Genomic DNA, 26,030 nt, shown 5'->3' on the forward strand with positions numbered 1-26,030 from the left:
GCCCGGCGGCCGAAAGCACGTTGACGCCATGGCAACCACCACCAAGTTCCAGCCCCGCGCCCTCGTCCGTGCCTCCGGAGGCCCCCGCTATGCCGTCGCCCTGGCCGTGGACGCGCTCGGCACCGGCCTGCTTCGGCCCTTTCTGCTGCTCTACGGGGTGACGGTACTGAGGCTGTCCGCGCCGGCAACCGGCATCGCCATGACGGTCGGTGTCGTCGTGGGTCTGGTGTGCATGCCCGCTGTGGGCCGATGGCTGGACCGGGGCGCACGCAGCACGGTCGTGGCGGCGTCGATGCTGGTGCGGGTGCTGGGTGTGGCGCTGCTGCTGGCCACCCCGGCTGGGCACGTCTGGCTGTTCGCGACGGCGGTGCTCTTCCTCGGCATGGGCAACCAGGCATGGCCGGCCGCCCACGCAGCTCTCGTGGCCACGGTCGCCCACGGCCGGGAACGCGACGTCGCTCTCGCGGGAGGCCGCGCCCTGCGCAACGCCGGCCTGGGCGTGGGCGCACTTCTCGCCACCGCATGCCTGGCGGGCGGCACCACCGCACTGCAGGCGCTGGCAGCCGTCACCGGGCTCGCCTATCTCGCTGCGGCGGCCTTGGCATGGTCCGTCCACCTGCGCGCGCATCCGGCCGCTGCCCCGGCCAAGGACAGGACCGACGGGCCCGCACCTCGGATGCGCGCGCTGCTGGCCGCCAACGTGGTCTACGTCTTCTGCCTCAACGTCCCTGAAATCGCGCTCCCTCTGGTCCTGGTGACACAGTTGCACGCATCCCCGGTGTGGTCGGCAGCCATCTTCGTCGCCAACACGGTGCTGGTGGTCACCCTGCAGGTTCCGGTCACCGTCCTGATGTCCCGCTTCTCCCGGCGGACCGTGCTGGCTCTCGCCGGCGTGGTACTCGCCGCGTCCTATCTCGGCTTCCTCGCGGCCACCTCGCTGGGACACGGCTGGGGTGCCCCGGCCGTTGCCACGGTGTCCGTGGTCTGCACTATCGGTGAGATCATCTATGCCGGAAGCGCCACCGCGCTCGTCACCGCCCTCGCCCCGGCCCATGTGCTGGGACGCGCCCTCGCCCGCTTCGAGCTCTCCACGGGCTTCGGCCTCGCCGTGTCCCCGGCGGTCATCACCGCTCTTGCACCCCACGGCTCGGCCGCCCTCTGGGGCAGCCTCGCCGGCGCAACACTCCTCTCCGCCTCCGCCGTTGCCGCCGAGAAGGATCAAGGAACGCGGCTCAGTGGTTGCGTCGCCGGGCGTTAGCAGGCTCGTGAGCTCGGCAATCGCCGCTGGCGACGGTTTGAATTAGCGGCGGACGTTCTCCGGCTTCTTGTTCGGAGCGGGCGGGGGTCTGGGAGTCCGGTACCGAGCCTCGGCCGGAGGGCCCGGCGGTCTCGGCCCGGGCGAAGCCGCTGGCGGTGCTGGCGCGAACCCGGTGGGGGAGAAGGGCAGAACTTCGCGCAAAACCAAGGAAGTTCACGGCCAGTGGTCTTGCCGGTCGCTCGCAACGGCTGAGCGCAAGCTGGACGCGTCCGCGCACTCGCAGCTGCACGAACTGCTGAGCTGCACCGCGACGTCGGGCTCCGCCGCCGAGGCCATGGCGGGTCTGGGCCCGGACATCGGAGGCAAGACGGGCTCGGCCGAGGTCGGAGGCCAGGAGAAGCCCAACGGCTGGTTCACCGCGTGGCACGGCGACCCGGCCGCGGCGGCGGTGGTGCAACAGGGCGGCCCAGAGGCAAGTCGGCGGGGCCGCTGGTGGCAGCGGCCCGCGTCGGTGGCCGGTGCGCTGAGCCCTGGCCTCGTCCTTTAGCCTGTCGCCATGCAAATGCCGGGGGATGTGATCGACGGGCGGTTCGAGCTGATCGAGCGGCTCGGCAGCGGAGGCATGGGCACGGTGTGGCGGGCTCGCGACGCTGTGCTCCACCGCGAAGTCGCCCTCAAGGCGGTCAGACCCGACCGGGAAGCATCGGATGCCGTACGGGAGCGGGTGCTGCGCGAGGCGCGGGCACTCGCGCGGCTCAGCCATCCCCATGTGGTAACGATCCATCAGATCGTGAACGCCGACCCGCATCCGTGGATCGTGATGGAGCTGGTGCCGGGCGACTCGCTCCAGGAACGGCTCACCCGGGGCCCCTTGGCTCCTGCCGAGGCGGCGCGCATCGGCCGACAAGTACTGTCGGCGCTGCGTGCCGCGAACGCGGCGGGCATTCAGCACCGCGACGTGAAGCCCGCGAATGTGCTGCTGCAGCCGGACGGCAGTGCCGTGCTCACCGATTTCGGGATCGCGGCGCTCCAGGGCTCGTCCTCTCTGACCCTCACTGGTGAATTGGTCGGCTCGCCGGAGTTCATGGCCCCGGAGCGGGTCCGTGGCCGCAACGACGACCCCGCGTGCGACCTGTGGTCCCTGGGACTCGTCCTGTACGTGTGCGCGGAGGGCGTGAGCCCACTGCGCCGCTCCACCACGTACGCCACCCTGGCCGCGGTCCTCGACGACCCAGTACCGCCGCCGGTCCGCTCGGGACCGCTGGCTCCGGTGCTTCAGGCCCTGTTGGTACGGGACGCGACAGCGCGTCCCGATGCGGCGCGGCTGGACGCGATGCTGGCGCAGGTGGAGTCGGGCACGACGCCGGAATGGGACCCGCTGACGATGACGAGGGGGCCGGGCGGATTGCCTGCGGAGGCGGTCCCGCTGCCACTGGGCGGGCCGCCCGGCGCGCACGACCCGACGCACCGCGCTGCTCCTCTGGCCGGCGGGCCGGGCAGCTCCGACTCCCGCGGCCCCACCATCCCCCAGCCGCCCGCCCAGCGGCGGAACCGGACGCCCCTGCTCCTTGCCGTGATCGCCGTGGCCGTCGCCGTGATCGCCGCGACCGCCGTTGTGTTCGCGCTGCGCGGCTCGGGCACGGACGAGGCGGGCGGCAGCGGGGGCCCGTCCGGCAGTACGGCATCGAGTCCGGCCACACCGACGACACAGCCGAGCCCCACACCCACGCCGAGCGAGCCACCGACCGCCTCCGGCAAGTGGATCGCACAGCTCTTCACCGAGCCGGTCGCATCGGGCACCGGCGTGCGGGGGCAACGCCTCAAGAAGATCCGGCAATCCATCCCCCAGGCGGTCCTGCTCCGCACCGACGACTTCGCCTCGCTGCGGCCCGGCTTCTGGGTGATCTACGTTCCCGGTCCCTTCACCGACGGCCACGCCGCGCTCAACTTCTGTGCTCAGCACGGCCGTACGTCGCCCAACGACTGCCTCGGCCGTTATCTGAGCACCAGTTCCGCCGACTACGACCTCCAGTGCCGTCCCCCGGTGAGCAGCCCGACCGGCCGCTGCACCCGTACGTAACCGCCAGCGGTGGTTTGTTGACTTCGGCAGGGACCGCAGTAAGTGGACGAGTGGGGGTGGTTTTGATGACTGCTCGTCGTCCGTGTCCGTCCGGCGCTGGGACCGATCGAGGAGCGCGTGCTTTGATCATGTGTTCGTCTCGCTGGCCCAACGGCGCGCTTTCCGCGAGTATTGACCGGGTTGTTGGCGCCGCGTGAGCGGAACAAGACGCTGACCTGTCTGGCCGGGGCCGAACCGGTGGGGGCTCAGCACCCGGCTGACTCGACCACACGACCTCACCCCGCCGGCGCGCTGATCTCCCTTTTGAGGATCTTGCCGCTGGGGCCGGTCGGCAGCGTGTCCACGAGCCACACCTCGCGCGGGTACTTATACGCCGCCACCCGCTCCTTGACGAACTGCCGGAGCTCGTCGGGCGTGACCTGCTCCTTCGGGCGCAGCACCACCGCGGCCGCGATCTCCTCGCCCAGAAGCGCGTCGGCGACACCCACCACCGCGGCCAGCGCAACGGCCGGGTGCTCGTGGAGCACCTCCTCGACCTCGCGCGGGTAGACGTTGTAGCCGCCGCGGATGATCATGTCCTTCTTGCGGTCGACGATGTACAGGTAGCCGTCCTCGTCCTGGCGCGCGAGGTCGCCGCTGCGCAGCCAGCCGTCCGGGATGGTGGCCGCCGTCTCCTCCGGGCGCTTCCAGTAACCCTTCATCACGTTCGGCCCGCGGACGGCCAGTTCGCCGATCTCGCCGGGAGCCACGTCCTGCCCCTTGTCGTCGAGGAGCCGCACCTCGACGTCCTTGATCGGGGTGCCGATGGACCCGGCCTTGCGCGGCCGGTCGGGGTGGTTGAAGGTGACCACCGGACTCGTCTCGGACATGCCGAAGCCCTCCAGTACCACGCAGCCGAAGCGACGCTCGAAGCCGTGCAGGATCTCCACCGGCAGCGAGGCTCCGCCGGAGACGCACATCCGCAGCGTGGACACGTCGGCCTCCGACGGGTGCTGGAGCAGCGCCGCGTACATGGTCGGTACGCCCTCGAAGATCGTCGCCCGGTCGCGGGCGATGGCGTCCAGCACGGTCTGCGGGTCGAAGCGGGGGATCAGGGTGAGCGAGGCGCCGGCGCGGACGGTCACGCTCATCGTGCAGATCTGGCCGAAGATGTGGAACAGCGGCAGACAGCCCACCACCACGTCCTCCGGCGTCATCCGCTGCACATGGACCGCGTTGACCTCGGTGTTGTGCCGCAGCCCGGCGTGGGTGAGTGTGGCGCCCTTGGGGCGGCCGGTGGTGCCGGAGGTGTACAGGAGCACGGCAACGTCCTCGCTGTCCGGCTCGCTCACCTCCGGCAGCGGTTCGTGACCGGCCAGCAGGCCCGCGAAGGCGGCGGGCTCGACGGCCATGTGCCGCACTCCGGCGGCGGCCGCGCCCCGCGCGCCTTCGCCCGGCGCCTGGTGCCACTCGAAGAGCATCTCCGCGCCCGAGTCGCGCAGGTGGTACTCGGTCTCCCGGGTCTTCAGCAACGGGTTCATCGGCACGACGACCGCTCCGGCGCGCAGCACGCCGTAGTACAGGACGACGAACTCGGGAACGTTGGGCAGCATCAGCGCGACCCGGTCTCCCGGTCGTACGCCCTCGGCCCGCAGCAGCGCGGCGGCGCGGGCGCTGCGCTCGTCGAGCTCCGCGTAGCTGGTGACCTGGCCCCCCAGTCGCAGCGCGGGGCGTTCCGGCTGCCGCCGTGCCGTCTCCACCAGGAACTGAGCCAGATTGGCCATGACCGCCTCCACGAACGTCGCCGTCGAAATCCGTTGTTCACACTGACGACATCGTGCAGAGGTCCGTGGCGACGGCATATGTGCGGTACGACAGCGTCTGCCCACCCGGATTGTTCCCGAGAACAAAACAGGGGCGTTACGCTGCGGGAATGAACCTCTCAGGGGTGGTCTCTGCGCTTCAGGCGAGTCTGCCGGAACTGGGCGAGCGGATGGCGCAGCGCATTCGCTCGGACGTCGATGCCTACAAGGACGAGTCCCTGATCCCCTTCGACTCGCTGCGCCGCTCGTGCACCGCCAACGCGGACCTGCTCCTGAACCAGCTCGGCCGTGCGGGCGCGCAGGACCCGAGCCCGGCGCGGGAGACCGGCCGCCTCCGCGCCGAGCAGGGCGTGCCGCTGGCGGACACCCTGCACGCGTACCGGATCGGCTTCGAGCTCCTGTGGACGGAGGTCCTCGCCGAGGCACGCACCCATCCCGAGGTCACCGACGCCCAACTGGTGTCCCATTCCGCGGAGATCTGGGCCCTGTTCGGCCGCTACGCGGAGGCGGTGGCGGCGGCCTACCGGGAGACGACCGCCGAGCTGACCTCGCGGCGTCAGGCGCGCCGCTCGGCACTGGTGGAGGCGCTGTTCACCGGCGTCATCGCCGACCGCACGCTGTGGGAGGCCGCTCGCGAGCTGGGTCTGCCCGACCGCGGGCCCTATGTGGTCGCCGCGGCGGCGGCCGACGCTCCCGGCGAGGAGCCGCTGGCGGGGACGGAATCGGCGCTGCGTCAGGCCCAGGTCCACTTCGCCTGGCGGCTGCTGCCCGACCAGCAGATCGGTCTGGCCGCCCTGCCCACGGCGACGGCGGAGAGCACCTGCCTGCGCATCCTGCGCCGCGCGGGCGCCCGCGTAGGTGTCAGCCCGTGCTTTCACTCGCTGCGGGACACCCCCCAGGCTCTGCGCTTCGCCCGTCTGGCTCTGGCCGGCCTCCAGGGCACCGGGCCCGGCGTCGCGCGGTTCGACGACAACCCGCTGGCCATGGTCGTCGCAGCCGCCCCGGCCGAGGCGGCGCACCTCGTCGAGGTGGTCCTCCAGCCCCTGCTCGATCTCCCGGCCGCGGAGCGTTCCCGTCTCCTGGAGACCCTGGAGTACTGGTACGCCGCCGCCGGCTCCGCCACGGACGCGGCGCGGAGTCTCTTCGTCCACCCCAACACCGTCCGCTACCGGCTGCGCCGCGTCGAGGACCTGGCGGGCCGCTCCCTGTCCGATCCGCGAGCGGCGGCGGACATCGGCGCGGCGCTCCTGGCCGTCCGCCGGGCGGGCGCATCATTCGGTGACGTCATTCAGTAACTCGACTGCGTACTTCTACTGGCGTCCTCGCCTGGGTCGGCCCGTAGGATTCGGCGGGCCTTAGATCTCGAAATGGGTTGACTCTGGCGGGAGTTGGGCCGGAGCCGGGTCGGCGCTGGGCTGAACCGGACCAGGTGGGGAACGACCCGAGAGCACTCACGCGACTCGTCGGACAGCCCCTGGTACGCAGGGCGTCGGGCAACAACTCCCCGCAGCGAGGGCGCCCACCGTGGTGGACGCCCCGTCGCTGCCGTGTCCGCTCATCCGTCTCTGTTCCCCGGTCTGCGGGTCCTCGGCGAGCTTCATCAGCGAGCGGTCCGGCAGTCCGAGCAACTCGGCGGGTTCCACGTTTCGTCGCCGGGGCGTGCTGGGCACCTCGAGCACTCGCCCCTCCGACGGCCACCGCCGAGCGATACCACAACTGACGGGCATACAGGGCAGAAACCGCACCAGCACGGCTTGATCCAGGGTCCATGACCTGCTTTCGGTCAATGATCCGCGATCCGTGAACTCACGGACAACCCAGGGTGGGTCCCTTCCCTTCTCACAGGATGGAAGACCGTCTCGCGCCCAGAGTCCGTCGCGTCGCATCCGGCCCAAGCGGCGTTCCGTGCGCCGCTGTCCGTCCACCGTCCCATCAGGCACTCGTAGAACCGAGGAATGATGACCAGATCCCTCCTGGCCCGGCCATGGCGTCCGGCGATAGCCGTCGCTGCGGCGATCGCTGTGACCGCAGGCGTCGTCGCAGCCGCCCCCGACGCCAAGAAGGCGCAACCCACGCCGAAGCTCAGCCTGATCGCTGCCTCCAACTCGGTGACTCTGGACTCATGGAAGGAATCACCTGGCGTCTACCTGGACCTCGGTACGTACGTCACTGCCGAGAACGGGCCTCTCGAACTCAAGGTGACCCGCAAGTCCTACAAGGACCCGGTCGTCGCCACGCAGATCATCCGTGCGGGGAAGGAGGTCCGGACGAAGGCCCTTCCCAAGGGTCTGGTGAAGGACTTCTCAGGGCTTCCGAACTTCGCCGAGATCACCATCACCGACGCGGCCGGCAAGAAGGTGCTGACCAGGTCGGAGGCGTTCTGTCCCAACAACGCGTCCGGTCGGGTGCGCCCCGACGCCCCGGCCAAGTCGAAGTACCCCGAGAGCTGTCCCGTGAACCCCTTCACGCTCGGCTCGGTGTGGGGCGTCGAGAACGGCTGGGCGTCCAACACGTACTCGGGCCACTACTCCGCGCCGGTTGTCCTTCCGGCCGGGAAGTACACCGCCAAGGTGTCCGTGGCCAAGCGCTACCGCGACCTGTTCGACATCGCGGACAAGCCTCAGACGGTCAAGGTGACCGTACGCGAGCTCAGCGGAGAGGGGCCCGCGGGCAGGTCGGCGGCCGACAGGAGCCACGGATCCCACGGGGCCGGGCACTCCGGTCACGCCGCGACCCCCACGCCCGCGCCCGCGCCCGCTCCCGCGACGAGCGGGGCGGGGCCGTCGTACAACGTGGGCCACGGGCCTCACACCCCGGCGCCGCCCGCCCTGCCGTGGGCACTGAAGAAGGCCGGTTTCAGGTCGGCACAGGTGGGTGACGGGTCCGGACAGACGGACGGCTCCCGGAAAGCGCCCGCGGCGGCGCCCAATGCGCAGCGGCCGACCGGCAGGGCTACGGTGCCGGACGTTCCCAAGCCCGACCTCCGTTCTCTGCCGGCGTATGGCATCCAGATCAGTGACGGCGGTGCCGACGTCCCCGGGAAGGACTACCTCGCCTTCAGCGCGAATGTGTGGAACGCGGGGCCCGCGAAGCTGGTGGTGGACGGATTCCGCTCGCCCGGCAAGAAGCTCATGGACGCCTACCAGTACTTCTACGACGCCGGCGGCAAGCAGGTCGGCTACACGCCGACCGGCACCATGGAGTGGGACCCGCGCCCGGGGCACGAGCACTGGCACTTCACGGACTTCGCGAGCTACCGGCTGCTGAAGGCCGACCAGAAGGAAGCGGTGCGCAGCGGCAAGGAGGCCTTCTGCCTGGCCAACACCGATGCCGTGGACTACACGGTGAAGAACGCCAACTGGGACCCGGACAACACGGACCTGTCCACCGCGTGCGGGCAGGAGAACTCGATCTCTGTCCGCGAGGTGCTCGACGTCGGCTCGGGCGACACCTACACCCAGGACCTCCCCGGCCAGTCCTTCGACATCACGAACCTGCCCAACGGCACTTACTACATCCAGGTTCTGGCCAACCCCGAGAAGCGGCTGAAGGAGACCAACCTCAGCAACAACAGCGCGCTGCGCAAGGTTGTTCTGGGCGGTCGGCCGGGCGCGCGTACGGTCACCGTGCCCGCTCACGGCCTGGTCAACGCCAACTGACCTCCGTTGAGGGGAACGCCTCGTGAAGCCGGGGCGTCCGCTGTCGGCCGGACGCGGTTGAGACATCCGGCCACGGACCGCGACGTCGCCCCCGGGACGTGGGCGAATTCGAGGGGTCGTTGCAACACTGCTGGTCAACTGGCTAGGTCCAGTAGCTTGGCGAGGCGCTCGGCTGGGGTTTCCCAGCCGAGCGTTTTGCGTGGGCGGCTGTTGAGTTCTTGGGCGACGGCGGACAGGTGCTCGGGGGCGTGGGCGACAGAATCAGCGGGGAACAACGGTCGCTGGCAGGCAAGGCTGATGAGAACGGTCCCAGACAGGGGCAGGCACCGTTCACGTGTGAGCGAGTCCGCCGCGAATCCCGCGATCATCTCCAGCTCGGCGATCGAGGAGGTGGGCGAGCACGTGCCGGTGCTGACCGGCTGACCGCCCGCCCCTGGGCGGGCGGTCAGCCGAAGCGTCAGATGCGGTGCACGGTGTGCAGCTTCTTGGCGTAGGTGCCCGTGCCGTCCAGGAGCGAGGCGCCGCCCAGATCGGACATGGTGGGGCCGTTGCCGGTCTTGCGGCTGGAGAGGAAGCGGCGCTTGCCGACCGCGTCCCTGCCTAGATAGATGCCCACATGGTCGACCGTGACGGTCGGGTTGTCGTCACCCGAGTCGGCATTGAACAACACGAGGTCGCCGGGCTGCAGCAGCGCCGCGGCGGGCGGGTTCGTGCCGTCGGTCTGGTCGATGCGCACGCCGGGCGCGTGGTCGACCATGTTCCGGGACTTGCGCGGGATCCGGCTCTTGGAGGTGTCCTCACCGGCGGCCATCGGCACGCCCATGTGGTAGCCGTAGACCATGCGTGTGTAGCCCGAGCAGTCGAGGTTGCCGACCTGCTTGCTGGACGGCCCGGTGTAGGTGCCGTCGGGGAAGGTCCAGCCGAGGTTCATGTACTCGTGGAAGTCGGCGCCTTCGTAGCGGTAGCCCTGCGGGTCCAGGTAACCGTAACCGGCCTCGCCCAGTACCTGCTTGTCCTTGGTCGGGACGGCCCCGCTCGTCACGGCAGGCGCCCCGGCGAGGAACATCGCCGCATGAGCGAGCACGTCCGGCGCCGTCGAACCGGCCCAGCCGCGGATGGTCTGTTCCAGCTCCGGCGTCCAGGTCCCGTCGAACGGCTGGGGCAGCACGCGTACCCAGTCGCTGTGCGTGACGCTGGGCGGCGCCTCCCAGGTGGCGGCGTCCACCTGGAAGCGGCTGACGACCACCTTGACCGGCAGGTTGGTGCAGCCGTCGTTGGCGAGTGCGCGCAATCCCACCCGGCCCTTGGTGAAAGTGGAGTCGCTGACGTCGACGGCCCACGAGGACGGCTCAGCGAGGTCGGAACGCCATGCCTTGACCTGGATACGGGCACCCTCACGGCGCACCCGGATCGTCCAGTTCGTGCCCGCAGGCACGCCAGTGGCACGCGTGAGGGCCGCGCTCAGCTGAGTGACCGAGTCCGCGACCTCCTTCTCAACGCGCAACTCGACCGCCCCGGAGGTCAGGAAAGACAGCCGGGCCCGGTAGCTGTTGTGAGTGTCCTGGTAGCCGAAGGACAGTGCGTACGAGCAGGCCTGGCCGGCAGGCACCTTGTCCAACTTGGCCACGGCACGCACGTCGACGTCCGTGATCTCGTCGTCGCGCACGCTCGCGTGACGGCTTGCGAAGTCGGTGGTGAGGGCGATGACGCCGGTGCCCGGCACGACCGAGTAGTCGGTCTCTGCAGGCCCGAGCGTGGACCAACTGCCGCCGCCCGGTGAGCTGCCCCAGTACTGTCTCTCCACCACCGGAAGCGCCGGATCCGGAAGCGTGCGTTGGAAGTCGTCCACGAAAGGCTTCTTGTTCTCGGTGAACGTACGCTCCGGGCCGGGCAGTACGACGGTTCTGGCACCTTTGGTCAGCAACGCGATCCGTTTGCCGCCGGATGTGACCTCGGTACGGGCCGGGGTACCCGGCAGCACGGTGGCGGTAAGAGGAGTATTCAGCGTCACCTGGGTGAAGAACGACGCGTCCAGCGGGGCCAGTGTTACGGAGGACCGGGCCGAGCCCAGACCGGCGGGGGCCGAGAACGACTGCACGGAGAGGGCAGCGGACTCGGCGGCTCGGGCGGGGGCGGCGGCCAGACCGCTGAGCGGAACGGAGGCGGCAGAGGCCGCGAAGAAAGCGAGCAGACTACGCCGGGATGTGTTCGACATGCCCGTCATTATCTGGCCGTCTTCGCTGCCCAAGATCACCGCCCCCTGGTTGAACCCTGGGGCCGAAACTGAGCGGCTACTCGGACTTCGCCGGGCTCACCACCCGGGCGCGGCCTCAGCGGAGAGTCGCATGTCGGAGCGGGGCGATCAATGCTGCGGTGACGGGGTGGTGAAGTCCCGGGCGGCGACCTCCTGCTCACGCGGCGACAGCCGCTCACCGTATCGGGGGCGGCCCGGTGGGCGCCGCTCGGCGCCGGGGTGGGCTCGCAGTACAGCCCGTACTCGGGCCACGTCCCATGTCGCACCGAGGACTTCCAACTCCTCAGTAGAAGTGGCGAGTCGTACGAGTCCGGTAGTGACGAGCAGTCCGATGGCAGCAACGATTGGAGGGTTGCTGAACACGTACGACCTTGGGTGAAAATTGCGGTCGGGGTGCTGGCCCGGCGGTTCGCTGGTGGGTGATCAGCAGATGGTGTCGCGGGCGAGGGCGAGTTCGTCGCTGGCGGCGAGTCCTTCTTCACCTCCCTGTCCCTGGGAGTGGCCGACATCGTCACCGCCGAATCGGCGGCCAGGCCCTCGACAACCTCTTTTGCGGACGTGTCGGCTTCCCGCTTCAACGCAAGCGAGTCCTTCTGGCCTGACGCTCCATGACGGCATGTCACAGAAGGCCACATCACCCGGACCCCGAAACCGCGAATTCCCGCCCGATCGAAGTGATCGGACGGGAACTCTTCAGCCGCTCCCGAACCGACTCAAGAGCAGCCGGGCTCTGGCGGCAGTGCCCCTCTGGTCAACCCAGCAGCACGTCGCAGGTGGACGCGAAGAACTCGCCCGTCTTTCCGCCATTACCGCCGTCCGGGGTGTCAGGGCCGCCGTGGCCGCCCCAGATGTGCACGATGGCTGCCCTGCCGGTCCGCCGTGGGAAGGTCGCGAACTCCCACTTGTCGGATTCGTCTTCCCTGTGCGAGCCCTGGACCTCGACCAGGAAGGGAGTCGGTTCGAGGTCCACCCAGCTCAGGCCCCTGGTCGGATCCCAGCCCTCACGGGTGATGAACCACCGGTGGGACCATGACTCCGACGTGTGGTAGGCCGTGTAGTCGTACGTGAAGGTCTGGCTCGGGGCGGAGGTGTCCAGCTCCGTCAGGGGCCACTCTCCCAGTGCGGAGTCCGGCGCCAGGTCCAGGCCGCGGAAGGCTGAATTGCCCGTGGACGGGACGGTGTTGTCCTGGAAGAACTTGCGGTACTCGAGGTACTTCAGGGCGTCATTCCACGGGTAGTCGGCGAGCATCCGGTCGGTGCCCGGTACCACCTCTTGCCAGACGGTGCTGGTGTTCAGGTTGCGGGCCTCGACGCAGATCTTCGCGGGATCCTCGTCCCGAATGGCGGCGGCCGCTCGGCTGCGTGGGTGGTTGACGGTGCCGTGCTGTGGAGCTGCTTCCCTGCCCTCGGGGGCCTGCCGCGCCTGCCGCGGGGACGACCAGGGCAGGGAACCCGCCCGACTCACGGTCACCTCATTGGTGAACGGCGTGAACTGGCCGTCGACCTTGGCACGGATCTTCACGCTGTACTCGCTGTCCGGCTCCTCGCCCAGGTCCACCCAATGGGAGTTGGACGGCGCCCAGTCCCACGCGGGCCAGTAGAGGAAGACGGTCTGCCGGGCCTCGCCGTTGATCCACACCTCGTAGACGTGCGGGTAGGGCGCTTCGCCGTTGTTCCAATCCTCCGGGGGAGGCCACGCCCCCTGCTCGGGGCCGTTACCGCCGATCTGCCACCGCAGGCTGATGCCGCACATCGTATGCGGGCCGTCAGCGCGGTGCCTGACGTCGGCGCGAAGGTCGGACGGAACCGAGTTCTGAGAGCCGCCGCTCATGATTCCCTCTTCCTGGAGAATGCGTCCCGCGGGATATCACCGCGACACGTATACATGACGCACAGTCACGCCTCTCCAGGCGTCGACACGCACGACGCAAGCGTGCGTTCACCCGTGCGTGTGCCGATCGAAGGCGAGCACCTCTCATCTTCGTTCCTCGCCGAGGGTGCCACCGCCGGCGCTCCGCAGGCACTCGTCGACGCCAACCACCCGCGGAGCGGTTACTTCCGGCTCCGGAAGTTCGTCTACCAGCGGCAGGACCGTGCTGCGGCTGGCCGGCGCACCGACGATGTCGGCCAGGCGGGATCCGGCTCGGCCCGCGAGGGCGAGGCCGAGCGCGGCCAGGGGCGAGCGGGGCTGCTCGGTCCGTTGTGGCCGTGCCTTCGGGTCAGGCCTGGTATCTGCTCGACGAACGTGCGGCGTCCACGTCCAGCGTCCCCGGTAGGTGAACCGGCGGAGCCGTAGCTGGAGTACGGCCGTGGCCCGCACTCGGAACATCGGCGGGAACCGCAGGCAGGAGCCGTGAACCTGGGCGGACCATGCTCCGCAACCCGGACACGAGGCGCCTGCGGCGGTGCATCGCACATCAACACGCACTTTCGCGATGCTCACGCCTACCGACAGCACCGCGACGTCGGCGATTGACGGAAACAACAACTCCAATCGAGGCGTTTGACACCGAACCCAGGCGTCCACGCCCTCGCGCCGCCCCGACCGGCCGGTACCGCCGCGATCGGGGCGGTCATGCATCTGCCGGCCACCGCCACCGAGGAGGGCCGGGACCTGTCCTCGATGAGCGGCATCCCGTTCGGCACCACCTACCGTCTGCTGCCGGTCTGACGGCCCGGTCTCACTTCAGGTGTCGGCCGAGGAACCGGTTCCCGTCGTCCACCTCGAACCACGGGGTACCGGTGTGCCCGCCCATGTTGGCGTGCAGCGTCTTCTCCTTGGTGCCGAAGGCGTCGAACAGGTCCAGGGCGCGCTGCCGGGGGTTCCCCTCGTCGTCCCACTGCAGCAGGAACAGCAGCGGAATGGTGACCTGCCGGGCCTCCTCGCGCTGGGCGCGGGGCACGTAACCCCCGGCGAAGAAGCCGGCGGCAGCGATGCGCGGTTCGGCCACCGCCAGCCGAATGCCGACGGCGGTCCACCCGGCGTACCCGACCGGGCCGCCGATCTCGGGCAGCGTAAGGAGGGCGTCGAGGGTGGACTGCCATTCCGGGACCGTCTTTTCGACCAGCGGGCCGATGAAGGACTCGAAGATCTCGTCGACCGGCTCGCCGGCCTGCATCGCCCGGCGGAGGTCGGCGCGGGCCCGCTCGTCGGCGACGGAACGGGGCCGGTCGCCGCACCCTGGGGCGTCGATGGCGGCCACTGCGTAGCCGTACGCCGCGGAGTGCCGGGCCCGGGCCACCAGCCGGGATTCCCTCCTGGGCAAGCCGTTGTTGTGGGCCATAAGGATAAGGGGGACCGGTGCGGCGGATCCAGGCGTCCACAGGGTGCCGGGGATCTCGCCGAGGGTGAATTCGCGTTCGAGGACGCCGTCGTCGAGGCGCTGCTCGGAAGTGAAGTGCATGGTCGTGCCTTTCGGGAGTGCTCTTGAACGGCGCTCCCGGACGACCTATCGCCCGACCGTGACCCCGGAGGGGAGCACCCATGTCGATACTGCATTCACGGGTACCACCTCCTCGTTCGCTCGCACGGCCTCCGGAAAACTAGCAGTGGTCGCCGTGGCCCGCCAACGGGTTTTGCCGAGGGTGGGCGCAGAAGGCTCCCGCCTTCCGGCGAGGGCCTTCGATCTCTTGGAAGGTGCGCGGGATCCCGCCCGTCCGCTCCCGACGCGGCCCGCGTCGTCGGCGCCCGGCCAAGCTCGATGCGGACAAGGGCTACGACTACGACCACCTGCGCAGATCTCCGTAAGAGGAGCACGCGCCACCGCATTGCCCACAAGGGCATCGAGCCCTCCACACGACTGGGCCACCACCGCTGGTCGTCGAGAAGACGGTCTCCTGGCTGTCCGGATGCCGACGCCTGCACCGCCGGTAGCAACGCAAGGCCGAGCACGTCCTCGCCTCGTCGGTACAGCCGCGGCGCTCATCAACTACCGCCGACTCACTTCATAGAGAACAGCGACTAGGATCTACCGCGACATCGCGTGTCGGTCACCGGCTGGGTGAGGCATGGAGGTGTCGGGAGGTGCCCTCGGAGGCATTCCTTGACAGTTGAGTTGAACCACACGATCGTCCACGCCCGGGACAACCGGGAGTCCGCAGAGTTCTTCGCGGACCTGCTGGGCCTTGAGATCACCGCCGAGTGGGGCCCGTTCATCGCAGTCGACCTGAGCAACGGCGTCACGCTGGACTTCGCCACGATCCCCGCCGACCGGATCACTCCCCAGCACTACGCTTTCTTGATCTCTGACGAGGAGTTCGACTCGGCGTACGCGCAGCTCACACAGCGCGGCATCGAGCACTACGCCGACCCGCGCCAGCAACAGCCCGGCACGATCAACCACAACGACGGCGGCCGCGGCGTGTACTTCATGGACCCGGTGGGCCACGCCATGGAACTCATCACCGTGCCGTACGGCGGCTGGACCTCGTAAGCACATGTGCCGAGGGCCGCACCCAAGCACCGGGTGCGGTCCTCACCGCTGCTTGTGCCCGAAGTGCTCGCGGCCGCGCCCTGCGACTACCTGCCCTGCAGCCCGGCGGGGACCCAGCCCTGGGTGGTAGCTGCGCACGGACGCGTCCGACGCCGCCGACCAGGTTGTCCGCCACGACCAGCTGCATGGGACCAGCGTGACCGGAGATGTCCCGACGGGGCTGGGAACACGGCTGCACCGACGCAGAGACGGACGCGGTCCGCGCCTCCGTGCCGCGTGAATGGCTGGCCGGTCAGGAGGAGTTCGCCGATGGTTGAGCGGGCGAGGTAATGCCCACGTGTTCGGCTCGGCCGGGGAGCCGGCCTCGGGGAATTAGGGGTCGTGCAACGGGTCTGGATGGGGCCCGGGACGGTACTGGTCCCGGGCCCCGTGCAGTCCATCCCCGCCGAAGGCGTTTTGGCCGGTGGCTACGCTTCCAGGAGCTTGGCCAGGATCCACTGGCCGAGTTCTGTGGTCATGACGGTGTGCCCTTCATTGGCGGTGGCGCAGGCGAAGTCGTGGAGGTCGCTGCTTTCGCGGTCAACCTTGCTGTAGAGGGTGTTGCGGTCCTCGATGCCGGCCGACGCCACGGCGCTGACGGTGGGGACGAAGGTGGAGGCGTTGTAGGTCAGCTCCGCCGGCTCCTGGTCGATGAGTCCGGCCAGCATGGCGGCCATGCCGAAGTTGGCGGCGTTGTCCAGGAGCGGAGCCTTGGGGAACAGGCCGCCGGGAGCGCCGTCGATGTCGGGCAGGTTGCTGGTGCGGACCGGGACCGGGTCCGCACCAGCCTTGTGCAGTTGGGCGACGGTCTGTTGCCCCTTGTTCTGGGTGTCGAGGTGGGTGCCGCCCAGCTGCGGACCGGAGCTGACGACGGCGGGTACGCCGGCGGGGATGTTGTTCCCGGCCCCGGTGCCCGTTCCGTTGGCGACGCCGAGCAGGCGAGGGCGCTGGGGCCAGCCGCCCACCCGCTCGAGTGCTTTCAGGAAGTCGGTGCGAGCCTGGTCCTGTCCGGCGGAGACGTCGACGGGAACGTCGGCGGCGCCGTCGGCGGTTTCGACATGCCAGCGCAGCAGCTGTCGGGCGGCGTTGCTGTTGACCATGGTGGAGAAGCGGCTCAGGAGCGGGCCGAGCCCGGGGGTGCTGCCCCAGTGGTCCTTCACGAAGTGCGCGAAGGCCTGGACGGAGATGGGCAGCCACGCGCCGCGGTGCGGGGTGTCGTAGGAGAGGTAGGTGGAGGTCTCGTGATCCTCCATCTGGCTCTCCATCTTGGCCAGGGCGTAGCGGGTGACCAGTCCTCCCATGCTGAAGCCACCCACCGTCAGCATGGCCGGGCCCTCGCGGTCGGCGATCGCCCTGCGGATGCACTCCATTGCGACGTTGGCGTTGTCGAGGATGGACGCGGAGCGCTCGTCGAAGCCCAGGAGGATGACGTCGAAGCCGTTCTCGCGCAGGCTGGAGATGAACGGGTACTGCCCGTTCTCCAGGCCCTCCCACAGCAGTGCGGGCTCGCTGGGCCCGATGGAGAAGCCGTCGGCGAGGATCACCGGCCGCTTGACGTGCGTCTGCTCCGGCGAGCTGTAGAACACCCAGGCGGTCCCGCCCCTGAGCGGCCAAGTGGTGTTCCATGGCTCCGCTTGCGGGGATGGGGGCTGTGTTCCCGGAGGGGTGCCCCAGATACTGACAACAGGCGTGGACATGCTTCGACGACTCCCTTGGTGTCGCGGCTGGTCATGCCGAACATGGTTATCGTCCCCGCGCGGTCATCCGAGCCTCGCCCCAACTCGCGCTGCATCACTCTTACGAGGACGAAACCACCCTTACCGCCCCCCGGTGCGCCTCGCGTGTGCGGGCGCGCCCTCCGGCCCGAGGCCACCACGGTGACTGTTCGGCTCGGGCATCGGGGCGGGTTCCACGGCCCCTCACTCACTGGTGGGGTGCTTTGAACTGCGGTATTGGGAGTTCCTGAGAAGGCCGCAGGTGCGCTCTGGATGCTGTGTGCGGTTGGTGGCGGTGTGGTGGCCTGGGATTGATTGAGGCTTCGCTGAGCCTGTTCCCCAACCTTGTTGTGCTGCGACGCTTGCTTTCCCCCGCGTCACGTCGGCAGCCGAGGTAGCGTGAGATGCATCCTGATCTTGGATCGTTATGGACCGCGGCCGGAGTAGTTTCCGGCTTCCAGGTCACCGGATTTGCTCTACGGATCAATAGAGAGATCGACGTTAGCGGCAAGGGCGACATCACGTGGCTGCCTCCCGCAGACATCCTCAACTTGCTGTCGATCGCCGTGACAATGCTCGGGGTGTTCATTGCACCCGTCCTTGATATTGGTAGCGCAGCTGTCCCAGTCAAGGCGTTTGGCTTGTCTATCCTCTTGCTCGCGGGATATCCATTCGCACTCGCAGGCCACTACGACATGTTCAACCCGCGAACGCATCGCTCATGGACGTATTGTCCGAGGCAGGAGCGGATCGCCTTAGCCGTTGTTGGTGTCTCGGCAGTCGCCTATACCGTTCTTGCAACACTCCGCTAGGGAAACCTGACAGCGAATGAGAATCTGCCGCTTCACGCGGTATCCACATGAATCAGACGACTTGCCTGAGGCGATGGAACTGCCCTCCAGAACTCACACCGCCAAGCCGTAGTCCGGATAATCATCGCCCCCGACAGGCAAGGTCTCGCCGCCCGAATCGACCGAGATGCCGCAGCCCAACCCACCCGTGGCCATGGAGCATGAGCACACAAGCTCACCCGTCGGGGTGTCGTCAAAGGCTCCGCGTCAGGACGGGGCGAGGACGCAGAGCTCATGGCCCTCCGGGTCGGCCAGGCACGTCCACGGGACGTCGCCCGGGCCGAGGTCGAGGTCGGTGGTGCCGAGGGCCCGCAGCTAGCGTGCCAGGTGCCGCAAACGTCAACGTACCGCCGGATCAACCGGCGATGCTTCGCAGCCGCGCGCCTCGGCTGCACCGGGCCGGGATCACGCCCCGTCGCAGCCGAGGCGCGCGGAGACCAGTTGGCGCACCTGAGCCTCCTGCTCGTCCAGATAGAAGTGCCCGCCGGGCAACACGCGCAGCTCGAAGCCACCCCGCGTGTGCCTGGCCCAGGCCTCCGCCTCTTCGAGCGTGGTCCAGCGGTCGTTGTCTCCGATGATCGTCAGGATGGGCGTGCGCAGCGCGAGACCCGGTGGGCAGCGGTACGTCTCGATCGCCCGCAGATCGCTGCGGACGGTCGGGAGAATCATGGCTCTCGCCCGGGGATCTTCCATCAGACGGCTGTTGGTGGCGCTCAGCTCGGCAATGTGCGTGGTCAGATCGGCGTCGCCGAGCTGGTGTACCAGCACGGCGCGGTGTCGGGAGGGGGCTCGACGGGCCGATGCAACCAGCAGCTCGGGGCCGGCGTCGCTTTCGGCCTCCAGCCGACGGGCCACCTCGAATGCGAGGGTGGCGCCCATGCTGTGTCCGAACAGCGCGTACCGGCTGTCGCCGACCGCGGCTCGCAGCGGCGGCAGCACCTGCTTGGCCAGCTCCGTGAGGTCCTCGAGGCGCGGTTCGGCAAGCCGGTCTTGCCGACCCGGATACTGGACGGCGAGTATCTCCACGTCCGGGTGGAACGCCGCTGCCCAGGGGTGGAAGACCACCGCCGAGCCCCCGGCGTGCGGGAAACAGACCAGCCGCACCGAGGCGTTCGGCCGTGGCCGGTAACGGCGGATCCAGGCGGCAATACTGCGGTCGCGGTGCACGGCGGAACATCCTCCTGGGTGAGGGTGGTGCGCAATGGGATACGGAAACCGCAGCGCGGGCTGGTGGCGGGCGCGGCGCCAGGCTACCGTCCAGCGGCGGGGCGGCCAGGGGCGGCCCTGTTCTGGACCTACCGGTATCCCGCCGGGACGTGACGGCGGTGTGCGGGGGCGTCCCCGGGGCTTGATGCGAGATCCTGGTCGGCAGCCGCCAACGAGGCCCCGGCGATGCCAAGGGGCGCGCGCCCGCGCATACCGACACGGGAGACGGCGTTCACCACTCCCATGCGTCGAAGGCCGGCAGACAGCCGATGACGGTTTCCGGTCGCTCCTCTACCGCAATGGCTGAATGAGGTGCATGCTGTGCGCACCCCGCTCGCCCGTGGCGGGCGGGGGCCAGCCGTCCCTCCCGGCTCCCCACGGGAGGGCCAGCTCCTGCGTGCCCTGCGCACACCGCGCCTTCGCCGTCCCCCAAGATCTGATCACTGCGGTCCGGTGCTGCCGCCATGCCTTGCGGATCCGGCCGGAACGCTGCGCCTTCGCGGTGGCTGTGAGGCCGTCCAGCGCGATGTCCGTGCGGTTCCAGTCGGCGAGTTCATGAAAGACCGCGACCGACTCCTTGAACGCGTCGACAGCGGGTCACGGACCGGCCGAGGGCGTCGACGGCCTCCTCGAACCGCTTCATCGCGTTCATCGCCAGGCCGAGGTTGTTCATCGCCATGCCATCGTGGTGGGGAGTGGGTTGAGCCCGTCATGGTTACCGTGCGATATACGTGGATCGCCTTCGGCAGACGGCGACGGTGTGTCGACTCATGGATGAACTTCTGCCCGGCGGGCCGGCTTTGAGGTCGGGCGCGCGCCGGGCAGCACCGGCTGGATCATCTGCGGTGGCGGGTCCGGGAGGACTGAAAGAACTGGGGAGCCCTCGCCGGTCACCACGGCCGACGCGAGCACATGACCGACACCATTCAAGCCGTCGCCGGGTTGCTGTCACACCAGCAGACCGCCACCCGCGTGGCCGATCAGCGAATGTGAACACCGGGCGGAACCGCACCTCTCGACACCCCACCGCCAACCATGCACGAGCTCGTTGGGCACCATCTGCCGGCGGGGCACCGATCCTCCCCGGTCGGGACGAGTTCAGACGGCAGGAATCGTCAAGACCTGTGGATCAAGTCAGTTGGGCTGGCCCCGGTGCCGCAGCTGTCGTGTCGCTGCATGTCGAACGCGGCGGGTTCGTCCGCGCTCGGCCAGCAGCCTGAGGGCCTCGGGTGAGGTCACGATCAGCGTGGTTGCCGTGCGTTGGAACCAGTCGGATGCACTGGTGAGCTCCTCGGCGGCCCACGGCTTACCCAAGGCAATGGCTCTGAGCAGGGTCCACTCGTGCAAGCGGCGGGCGAGGAAGTCGCGATCCGCGATCACCTCGGAGAGGGTCTGGGCCCAGGCCGTGAAACGGGGGTCGCTCAGCAGGCCGGCGGCCCGGCAGTCCAGATGGCGGCCCACCGCGCTGTCCGCCATCGTCGTGTCCTGGTCGCGCAGGACGGCGGCCACCAGGTCGGCCTCGTCCCCCTCGGCGACGACTTCCAGAGCCTCCAGATAGTGGGCGAAGCGCCGGTGCTCGGCGGGCTCCTCGTCGGCGTGGCGGCCGGTCATGCCGCGATCCCTTCCGGCCGCTCAACCAGCTGGCCGCGCTCGAAGCGGGCACCGGCCCGGACCAGGGCAACCATGTGCGGCGCGTTGACCGCGCGCCAGCTGGCCTGCGCGGATTCGATCAGCTTGAACACACCATACTCAGCGCGGCGGACCGGCTGCCGGCGCCTTTGGTGACCTTGGTTCGCAGCCGCACGGTGGCGAGGGTCGACTCGATGGGGTTCGTGGTCCGCAGATGGATCCAGTGCTCGGCAGGGTAGTCGAAGAACGCCAGCAGCTCGTCCTCGTCGTCGGTGACCCGCTTGACGACCTTGGGGTTCGTTGCCATGCACCGCAATGCCAACAGTCCGGTCATGAAGGCGATCGAGGACCAGATCCGCGCAGCCGTGGACAAGAACAACGAGACGATCGAGTACACCGTGACCCCGATCTACCGGACGAACGACAAGACCGACGTGGTCCCGATCGCGCTGACGATCCACGCCGAGGGAAACAAGCGGTTCCAGTTCATCCCCTACGAGGGCGGAGCCCCGAGCAATCACATCACTATCCTGAAACGTCCCCAAGCCCTGAACAATCCCCGGGAGCCACCCGGATGCATCCCGATGTGGAACAGCTCACCCGGATCGTCCCGCCGCCGGCGGAGCCCGGCCCGCGGGCCTGGCCCGAGGTCGAGGCACGCCTGGGCACCGCCCTGCCCGAGGACTTCAAGGACCTCGTCGACACCTACGGGGGCGGTGTCTTCGACGAGACGATCTGGGTGCTGGAGCCCGACTGCGCGGACCGCGACTACGACCTCCTGGCCATGAAGGAGGAGCGCGCCGAGGTACTTGCGCGCCTGTGGGAGATCGGCCCGGAGCCCCGCCCCGTACAGCTCGAGGCCACGGGAGCCGGCCTGCTCCCCTTCGCCTACATCGAAGGAACCAGCGCCTACCTCTACTGGCTCACCAGCAAGGACGGGCGGCCCGAGGACTGGACCGTACTGGCGAACGCCGGCCGCGGACCGGAACGGGAACACCACCCGGTACAAAGCACCCAGTTCATCCTGTCCGTCATCACCGGCGAGATCCACTCCGACATCCTGTACAACCTTCCGGTCGAGGACCACACCTTCGACTCCAACGACGACATCCTGGAAGCCTGACCAGGACCTCGCCGCAGCACGGTCAGCTCCCGGCAGGGCCGGGTGAACAGGAGTCTCGGCGAGGGTCTGCTCCCCGGCGTGGGCGAGCTCTCTCAGCCGCCATCAGACTTCTAGCGAGGGGACCCGCGCCTTTAGGCGCGGGGGGAATCGCTTCTCGGTGTTGCTCTGACCTGGATTTGTTCACGGGTCTCACTGTTGATCTCGGGTTTCCGATACCCGCAGCCACTAGATGCGCGCCATGCGTATAGTCGCGGTTGTGACTGTGACTCGGAAGGTCCGCCGGTATTCCGGTGGCGTGTACGACCTGGGACTGCACGTCGTGTGGTGCCCGAAGTACCGCCGGCGGGTCCTGGGTGGCCGGGTCGCTGTCCGGCTGCGTGAGCTGATCGAGGCGAAGGCAGCCGAGAAGGGCTGGGAGATCATCGCCCTTGAGGTGATGCCCGACCACGTCCACCTCTTCGTCAAGCACGAACCGAAGGCGTCCGCGTCCTACGTCGCGAACCAGTTCAAGGGCTTCACCTCCCGGGTGCTCCGCGAGGAGTTCCCGCATTTGAAGTCGCAGATGCCGACCTTGTGGTCGTCGTCGTTCTTCGTGGCCTCGGTCGGCGCGGTGAGCGCGGACACGGTCGAGCAGTACATCAACACCCAGTGGGAACGCCCCTGGACCAACAAGCGGAAGGAGGAGGGCGAGCGTGCACCGCGCGTATAGGTTCCTTCTCCGTCCCACCGTGCGCCAGAGCCGGGCGCTGGGTGAGATGCTGCGGGATCACTGCTCCCTCTACAACGGGGCGTTACAGGAACGTCGGGACGCCTACCGGCACGTCTCGAAGACGAACATCAAGTACGGCAGCCAGTCGGCGCAGCTCAAGGAGATCAGGGCGTTCGATCCGCAGCGGCAGGGCCGGTGGTCGTTCTCCTCGCAGCAGGCCACGCTGCGGCGCCTGGACAAGGCGTTCGCCGCGTTCTTCCGCCGGGTCAAGTCCGGGGACACCCCCGGCTACCCCCGGTTCCGGGGCGTGAACTGGTTCGAGACGGTCGAGTTCCCCAAGGACGGCGACGGCTGCCGCTGGGACTCCACCCCGCACGACCCGGTCACCCGCGTCCGTCTCCAAGGCGTCGGACACGTCCGCGTCCACCAGCACCGCCCCGTCAGGGGCCGCGTGAAGACAGTCAGCGTCAAAGCGTGAGGGGCGGCAGTGGTACGTCGTCCTCGCCTGCGACCAGGTCCCGGCCCAGCCCCTGCCCCAGGCGGGCGCAGTGACCGGAATCGACATGGGCGTGGCCCACTTCCTCACCACGTCCGAGGGCGAGCACATCGCGAACCCGCGTCACCACAAGCGCAACGCCGTAGCCCTGGCCGATGCCCAGCGCGCCCTCAAGGAGTTCCCAGGGCGCAGACGGGACAACCGGTCGGCCCGCCACCGCCGGGCCGTGGAAAAGGTCGCCGCCCTTCACCGCAAGGTCAAGCGGCAGCGCACCGACCACGCACACAAGACCGCCCTCGCCCTGGTCCGCGACTACGACACGATCGCACACGAGCAGCTTCGCATCGTGAACATGGTCCGCGCCCCAAGGCCCAAGCCCGACCCCGAAGTGCTCGGCGGGTTTCTGCCGAACGGTGCCGCCGCGAAGGCCGGCCTGAACAAGAGCATTCACGATGCGGGTTGGGGGGTGTTCCTGGGCATCCTCGCGCACAAGGCTGAAAGCGCCGGTCGCGTACTGATCCCCGTGGACCCCCGCAACACCTCCCGCACATGCCCCCAATGCGGGCACGTGTCCGGCAAGAACCGCACCACGCAAGAGAAGTTCGAGTGCACCCGTTGCGGCCACACCGCCAACGCCGACCAGGTCGGTGCACTCAACGTCGCTATCAGGGCCGGGCTGGTCCATCCCGACGTGGCCTAGCCACCGACAGGAGAAGCCCGCACGTTAACGCGTGGGAGGAGTCACCTGGTCCGGTTCGTTGACGGTGATGTCGTCGCTCTGGACTCCAAGCGGTTCCGGCAGGTGATCGAGCCGTACATGGTGGCGCGCGATCCGGAACTCGGCTTGCGCTCTGGATAGTGCGGGGAGGGTGGGGAGCGAAGAGCAGGTGTTGACCTCGCCGACCGTCGGGTCGGCGAGGCGGGCGATCGTTGACCGTCAGCGAGCGGACAATTGATCAGCCCGTACCTCGAATTCGACGCGTCCTTCGAGTGATTCCAGTCCCCACGGAGCGACGGAGACCTTGACCGTGTCCGCGGTGGCTGAACTGTCGTCGTCCGCCAGGGTGTCGCAGAGGATTCCCACCGCGACGGGATAGGTTGAGTCGGGCGTCAACCGGTTCCTGTCGGCGAAGACGGGCCATTTCTCGACGAAGGTCCACTGTTGGTTGTGGGCGTCTGTGAACCGGACCTCGACCAGGCCGGGCTGCGGCTCATCATCAACCCAGCGGACGGCTTCGCAGCGCAGGAACACCATGCTCACACCCTGCCATCTCGGCCTGAGTGCGGGCACGGCGCATCCGGTCGAGCACCGGGCGGAACGCGTGGCGCGCTCGAGCGTACGCAGGCTGCATCGCCCGGTGCGGCGAGAAGTAGGGGCTCTCGCGTGGTGCCCGGCGCTGTGCGACGGCGCGCGTCACACGCCTGTGTGAGTATGGATTCATGCCCAGTGAGCTGGCCGTCCTTGGCGTCCCCACCAGCGCGGGCGCTCATCACGCCGGACAGGATCTGGCACCCGCGTCGCTGCGCGAGCACGGTTTCGTCGACAAGCTGCGGGCTGCCGGGTTCTCGGTGGCCGATGTCGGTGACGTCGCCGGCGAACCGTTCGCAGTCGACGCTCTGGGCGCGAGCGCCCGCAACGTCGACGCGGTGGTCCGTGTGGCGCTCGGTGTCGCGGACGCCGTCGAGCGGGAGACCCGGGCCGGGCGTCTGCCCATGGTGCTGGGTGGCGATTGCACCATCACCCTCGGGGTGGTGGCGGGGCTGCAACGCGTTCGCGACGACGTACGGCTCGCGTACTTCGACGGGGATGCCGACCTGAACTCTCCCCAGAGGACACGCAGCGGGATCCTCGACGCAACCGGTGTCGCGCACATGCTGGGAATCGCCGACACACCGCTGGCCCGTATCGGGCAGACAGTGCCCTTGCTCGCCGATCATCAGCTGGTCCTGCTCGGCTACGACCCGGGCGACCCCGACAGTTTCGATGCCGGCGCACTTGCCGCACGGCCCTTGCTGAAGCACTTCGACGGTGCGGCCCTGAGGGCCGATCCGGTCGCTGTCGCGCGGCGCGCCGTTGCCGCACTCACGGGCGAGACGATCACCCTTGCCGTCCACTTCGACGTCGACGCCGTCGACTCCCGCGACCTTCCGCTGGGGAACTTTCCGCACTACGGCACCGGCGTGACCCTCAGCACTGCCGCCCGGGTACTGGAGAACCTGCTTGCCGCCCGCGGCGTCGGCGCGCTGACTCTCGCGGAGGTCAACCCGACTCATGACCCCTCGGGCCACCAGATCGCCCGCTATGTCGACACCGTCACGGGAGCGATTGCTCAGGGCTTGGGCCGCTGAGTCTTTCCTTGAGCCACCGTTTGAACGCCTCGGGATGGCAGGCCCGGGCATTTAGCGGGCCGGGCAGGGCGCGGCCTGGGCAGTCGCTCTGACGGCTGCAGCCTGACCGGGCCGCTCGCGGCTGTACTCGGAGGTCGCCTTCATGACAGTGAATCCGGTCTGGGGAACGCTGCGAAACGTGAGCGCTTCACTACCGATGCCAAGCGCCTGAAGCAGCAGGTTCAGTGTTGCATCCCTGCCGGTTACTGCTCGACGCATGCAGGGGAAGCCGTCCGGACATGGGCTGCCTGTCCCCGCCCCGCTCGATGTTCAGCCGCAAGCGTGTCAGTGCTTCCAAGCTGTCGCTCGATGCGAGTTCCGAAATCCACCGATGAGTTCCGCAGGCCGGGCCGGTCTACCCCGTCGTACGCCATCGAACCTCGGACTG

The 26,030-nt window shown here is 68.9% G+C and carries 21 protein-coding genes and 6 pseudogenes; 15 read left to right on the forward strand and 12 right to left on the reverse strand.

What is annotated here, in order from left to right; all coding sequences use genetic code 11:
- Positions 1 to 28: 28 nt before the first annotated feature.
- The 3 genes and pseudogenes from OHA61_RS38775 to OHA61_RS38785 all read left to right on the forward strand — a co-directional run bounded on the left by OHA61_RS38775 (position 29) and on the right by OHA61_RS38785 (position 3,338).
- Complete coding sequence (locus OHA61_RS38775) at positions 29 to 1,258, forward strand: MFS transporter (protein ID WP_406307081.1); 1,230 nt, start codon at positions 29 to 31, stop codon at positions 1,256 to 1,258.
- A 232-nt stretch (positions 1,259 to 1,490) separates the two neighbouring features.
- A pseudogene (locus tag OHA61_RS38780) lies at positions 1,491 to 1,771 on the forward strand (penicillin-binding transpeptidase domain-containing protein); the annotation flags it as partial.
- Between the two features lie 43 nt (positions 1,772 to 1,814).
- Positions 1,815 to 3,338 (forward strand): serine/threonine-protein kinase, encoded by a 1,524-nt coding sequence (locus OHA61_RS38785; RefSeq protein ID WP_406307082.1) that lies wholly within the window; start codon positions 1,815 to 1,817, stop codon positions 3,336 to 3,338.
- Positions 3,339 to 3,613: 275 nt separating this feature from the next.
- Here OHA61_RS38785 and OHA61_RS38790 read toward each other — a convergent pair whose 3' ends face one another.
- Complete coding sequence (locus tag OHA61_RS38790) at positions 3,614 to 5,101, reverse strand: long-chain-fatty-acid--CoA ligase (protein WP_406307083.1); 1,488 nt, start codon at positions 5,099 to 5,101, stop codon at positions 3,614 to 3,616.
- 149 nt (positions 5,102 to 5,250) lie between these two features.
- Here OHA61_RS38790 and OHA61_RS38795 point away from each other — a divergent pair, with 149 nt between their 5' ends.
- The 3 genes from OHA61_RS38795 (at position 5,251) to OHA61_RS38805 (ending at position 9,222) form a co-directional block, all read left to right on the forward strand.
- The gene (locus OHA61_RS38795; protein ID WP_406307084.1) at positions 5,251 to 6,435 is read left to right on the forward strand and encodes a PucR family transcriptional regulator; all 1,185 of its coding nucleotides are present in this window, start codon (positions 5,251 to 5,253) and stop codon (positions 6,433 to 6,435) included.
- A gap of 660 nt (positions 6,436 to 7,095) precedes the next feature.
- Complete coding sequence (locus tag OHA61_RS38800; protein WP_406307085.1) at positions 7,096 to 8,799, forward strand: lysyl oxidase family protein; 1,704 nt, start codon at positions 7,096 to 7,098, stop codon at positions 8,797 to 8,799.
- A gap of 297 nt (positions 8,800 to 9,096) precedes the next feature.
- On the forward strand, positions 9,097 to 9,222 hold the full coding sequence (locus OHA61_RS38805) for a hypothetical protein (protein WP_406307639.1): 126 nt from the start codon (positions 9,097 to 9,099) through the stop codon (positions 9,220 to 9,222).
- Between the two features lie 34 nt (positions 9,223 to 9,256).
- Here the strand turns inward: OHA61_RS38805 and OHA61_RS38810 are convergent, their stop codons facing one another.
- From OHA61_RS38810 to OHA61_RS38820, 3 genes are all read right to left on the reverse strand, one after another.
- Positions 9,257 to 11,014, reverse strand: coding sequence for an NlpC/P60 family protein (locus OHA61_RS38810; protein ID WP_406307086.1), 1,758 nt, complete (start codon positions 11,012 to 11,014; stop codon positions 9,257 to 9,259).
- 147 nt (positions 11,015 to 11,161) lie between these two features.
- Positions 11,162 to 11,416, reverse strand: coding sequence for a hypothetical protein (locus OHA61_RS38815; RefSeq protein WP_406307088.1), 255 nt, complete (start codon positions 11,414 to 11,416; stop codon positions 11,162 to 11,164).
- 388 nt (positions 11,417 to 11,804) lie between these two features.
- Positions 11,805 to 12,884: a lytic polysaccharide monooxygenase auxiliary activity family 9 protein gene (locus tag OHA61_RS38820; protein WP_406307089.1), complete on the reverse strand. Its 1,080-nt coding sequence runs from the start codon at positions 12,882 to 12,884 to the stop codon at positions 11,805 to 11,807.
- A gap of 672 nt (positions 12,885 to 13,556) precedes the next feature.
- Here OHA61_RS38820 and OHA61_RS38825 point away from each other — a divergent pair.
- Positions 13,557 to 13,724 carry a hypothetical protein gene (locus OHA61_RS38825; RefSeq protein ID WP_406307090.1) on the forward strand — a complete coding sequence of 56 codons (168 nt, stop codon included), beginning with the start codon at positions 13,557 to 13,559 and terminating at the stop codon, positions 13,722 to 13,724.
- A 10-nt stretch (positions 13,725 to 13,734) separates the two neighbouring features.
- On the opposite strand, the gene OHA61_RS38830 is transcribed toward OHA61_RS38825, so the two are convergent.
- Entirely contained in the window at positions 13,735 to 14,457 is a 723-nt protein-coding gene (locus OHA61_RS38830) for a dienelactone hydrolase family protein (RefSeq protein ID WP_406307091.1), read from the reverse strand.
- A 233-nt stretch (positions 14,458 to 14,690) separates the two neighbouring features.
- On the opposite strand from OHA61_RS38830, the pseudogene OHA61_RS38835 reads away from it, so the two are divergent.
- Together OHA61_RS38835 and OHA61_RS38840 are read left to right on the forward strand one after the other, a co-directional pair.
- A pseudogene (locus tag OHA61_RS38835) lies at positions 14,691 to 15,004 on the forward strand (transposase); the annotation flags it as partial.
- A gap of 92 nt (positions 15,005 to 15,096) precedes the next feature.
- Positions 15,097 to 15,486, forward strand: a complete 390-nt coding sequence (locus tag OHA61_RS38840) for a VOC family protein (protein WP_406307092.1) — start codon at positions 15,097 to 15,099, stop codon at positions 15,484 to 15,486.
- Positions 15,487 to 15,953: 467 nt separating this feature from the next.
- On the opposite strand, the gene OHA61_RS38845 is transcribed toward OHA61_RS38840, so the two are convergent.
- Positions 15,954 to 17,111: an esterase/lipase family protein gene (locus OHA61_RS38845; protein ID WP_406307093.1), complete on the reverse strand. Its 1,158-nt coding sequence runs from the start codon at positions 17,109 to 17,111 to the stop codon at positions 15,954 to 15,956.
- Positions 17,112 to 17,644: 533 nt separating this feature from the next.
- Here OHA61_RS38845 and OHA61_RS38850 point away from each other — a divergent pair.
- Positions 17,645 to 18,052: a hypothetical protein gene (locus OHA61_RS38850; protein ID WP_406307094.1), complete on the forward strand. Its 408-nt coding sequence runs from the start codon at positions 17,645 to 17,647 to the stop codon at positions 18,050 to 18,052.
- Between the two features lie 246 nt (positions 18,053 to 18,298).
- Here OHA61_RS38850 and OHA61_RS38855 read toward each other — a convergent pair.
- The 5 genes and pseudogenes from OHA61_RS38855 to OHA61_RS38875 form a co-directional block, all read right to left on the reverse strand.
- A pseudogene (locus OHA61_RS38855) lies at positions 18,299 to 18,406 on the reverse strand (VOC family protein); the annotation flags it as partial.
- 90 nt (positions 18,407 to 18,496) lie between these two features.
- Entirely contained in the window at positions 18,497 to 19,258 is a 762-nt protein-coding gene (locus tag OHA61_RS38860; protein WP_406307095.1) for a thioesterase II family protein, read from the reverse strand.
- A 592-nt stretch (positions 19,259 to 19,850) separates the two neighbouring features.
- Positions 19,851 to 19,976, reverse strand: a complete 126-nt coding sequence (locus OHA61_RS38865; protein WP_406307096.1) for a tetratricopeptide repeat protein — start codon at positions 19,974 to 19,976, stop codon at positions 19,851 to 19,853.
- Positions 19,977 to 20,431: 455 nt separating this feature from the next.
- Positions 20,432 to 20,908 (reverse strand): hypothetical protein, encoded by a 477-nt coding sequence (locus OHA61_RS38870; RefSeq protein ID WP_406307097.1) that lies wholly within the window; start codon positions 20,906 to 20,908, stop codon positions 20,432 to 20,434.
- Positions 20,905 to 21,230, reverse strand: a pseudogene (locus tag OHA61_RS38875) (transposase); the annotation flags it as partial. The gene OHA61_RS38870 and the pseudogene OHA61_RS38875, both read right to left, overlap by 4 nt.
- Here OHA61_RS38875 and OHA61_RS38880 point away from each other — a divergent pair.
- The 4 genes and pseudogenes from OHA61_RS38880 to OHA61_RS38895 form a co-directional block, all read left to right on the forward strand.
- Positions 21,223 to 21,478: pseudogene (locus OHA61_RS38880) on the forward strand (DNA/RNA non-specific endonuclease); the annotation flags it as partial. The pseudogenes OHA61_RS38875 and OHA61_RS38880 sit on opposite strands and share 8 nt — an antisense overlap.
- Before the next feature lie 22 nt (positions 21,479 to 21,500).
- The gene (locus OHA61_RS38885; protein WP_406307098.1) at positions 21,501 to 22,049 is read left to right on the forward strand and encodes an SMI1/KNR4 family protein; all 549 of its coding nucleotides are present in this window, start codon (positions 21,501 to 21,503) and stop codon (positions 22,047 to 22,049) included.
- 238 nt (positions 22,050 to 22,287) lie between these two features.
- On the forward strand, positions 22,288 to 22,758 hold the full coding sequence (tnpA, locus tag OHA61_RS38890; protein ID WP_406307099.1) for an IS200/IS605 family transposase: 471 nt from the start codon (positions 22,288 to 22,290) through the stop codon (positions 22,756 to 22,758).
- Positions 22,742 to 23,954 (forward strand): annotated as a pseudogene (locus tag OHA61_RS38895) (RNA-guided endonuclease InsQ/TnpB family protein). The gene tnpA and the pseudogene OHA61_RS38895 overlap by 17 nt, the downstream one beginning before the upstream one ends.
- A 237-nt stretch (positions 23,955 to 24,191) precedes the next feature.
- Here the strand turns inward: OHA61_RS38895 and OHA61_RS38900 are convergent.
- The gene (locus tag OHA61_RS38900) at positions 24,192 to 24,509 is read right to left on the reverse strand and encodes a hypothetical protein (protein ID WP_406307100.1); all 318 of its coding nucleotides are present in this window, start codon (positions 24,507 to 24,509) and stop codon (positions 24,192 to 24,194) included.
- Positions 24,510 to 24,694: 185 nt separating this feature from the next.
- Between OHA61_RS38900 and OHA61_RS38905 the strand changes: the two genes are divergently transcribed.
- Positions 24,695 to 25,603, forward strand: a complete 909-nt coding sequence (locus OHA61_RS38905) for an arginase family protein (RefSeq protein ID WP_406307101.1) — start codon at positions 24,695 to 24,697, stop codon at positions 25,601 to 25,603.
- Positions 25,604 to 26,030: the final 427 nt, after the last annotated feature.

It is taken from the genome of Streptomyces sp. NBC_00885, from assembly GCF_045207475.1.
Classification (GTDB): domain Bacteria; phylum Actinomycetota; class Actinomycetes; order Streptomycetales; family Streptomycetaceae; genus Streptomyces.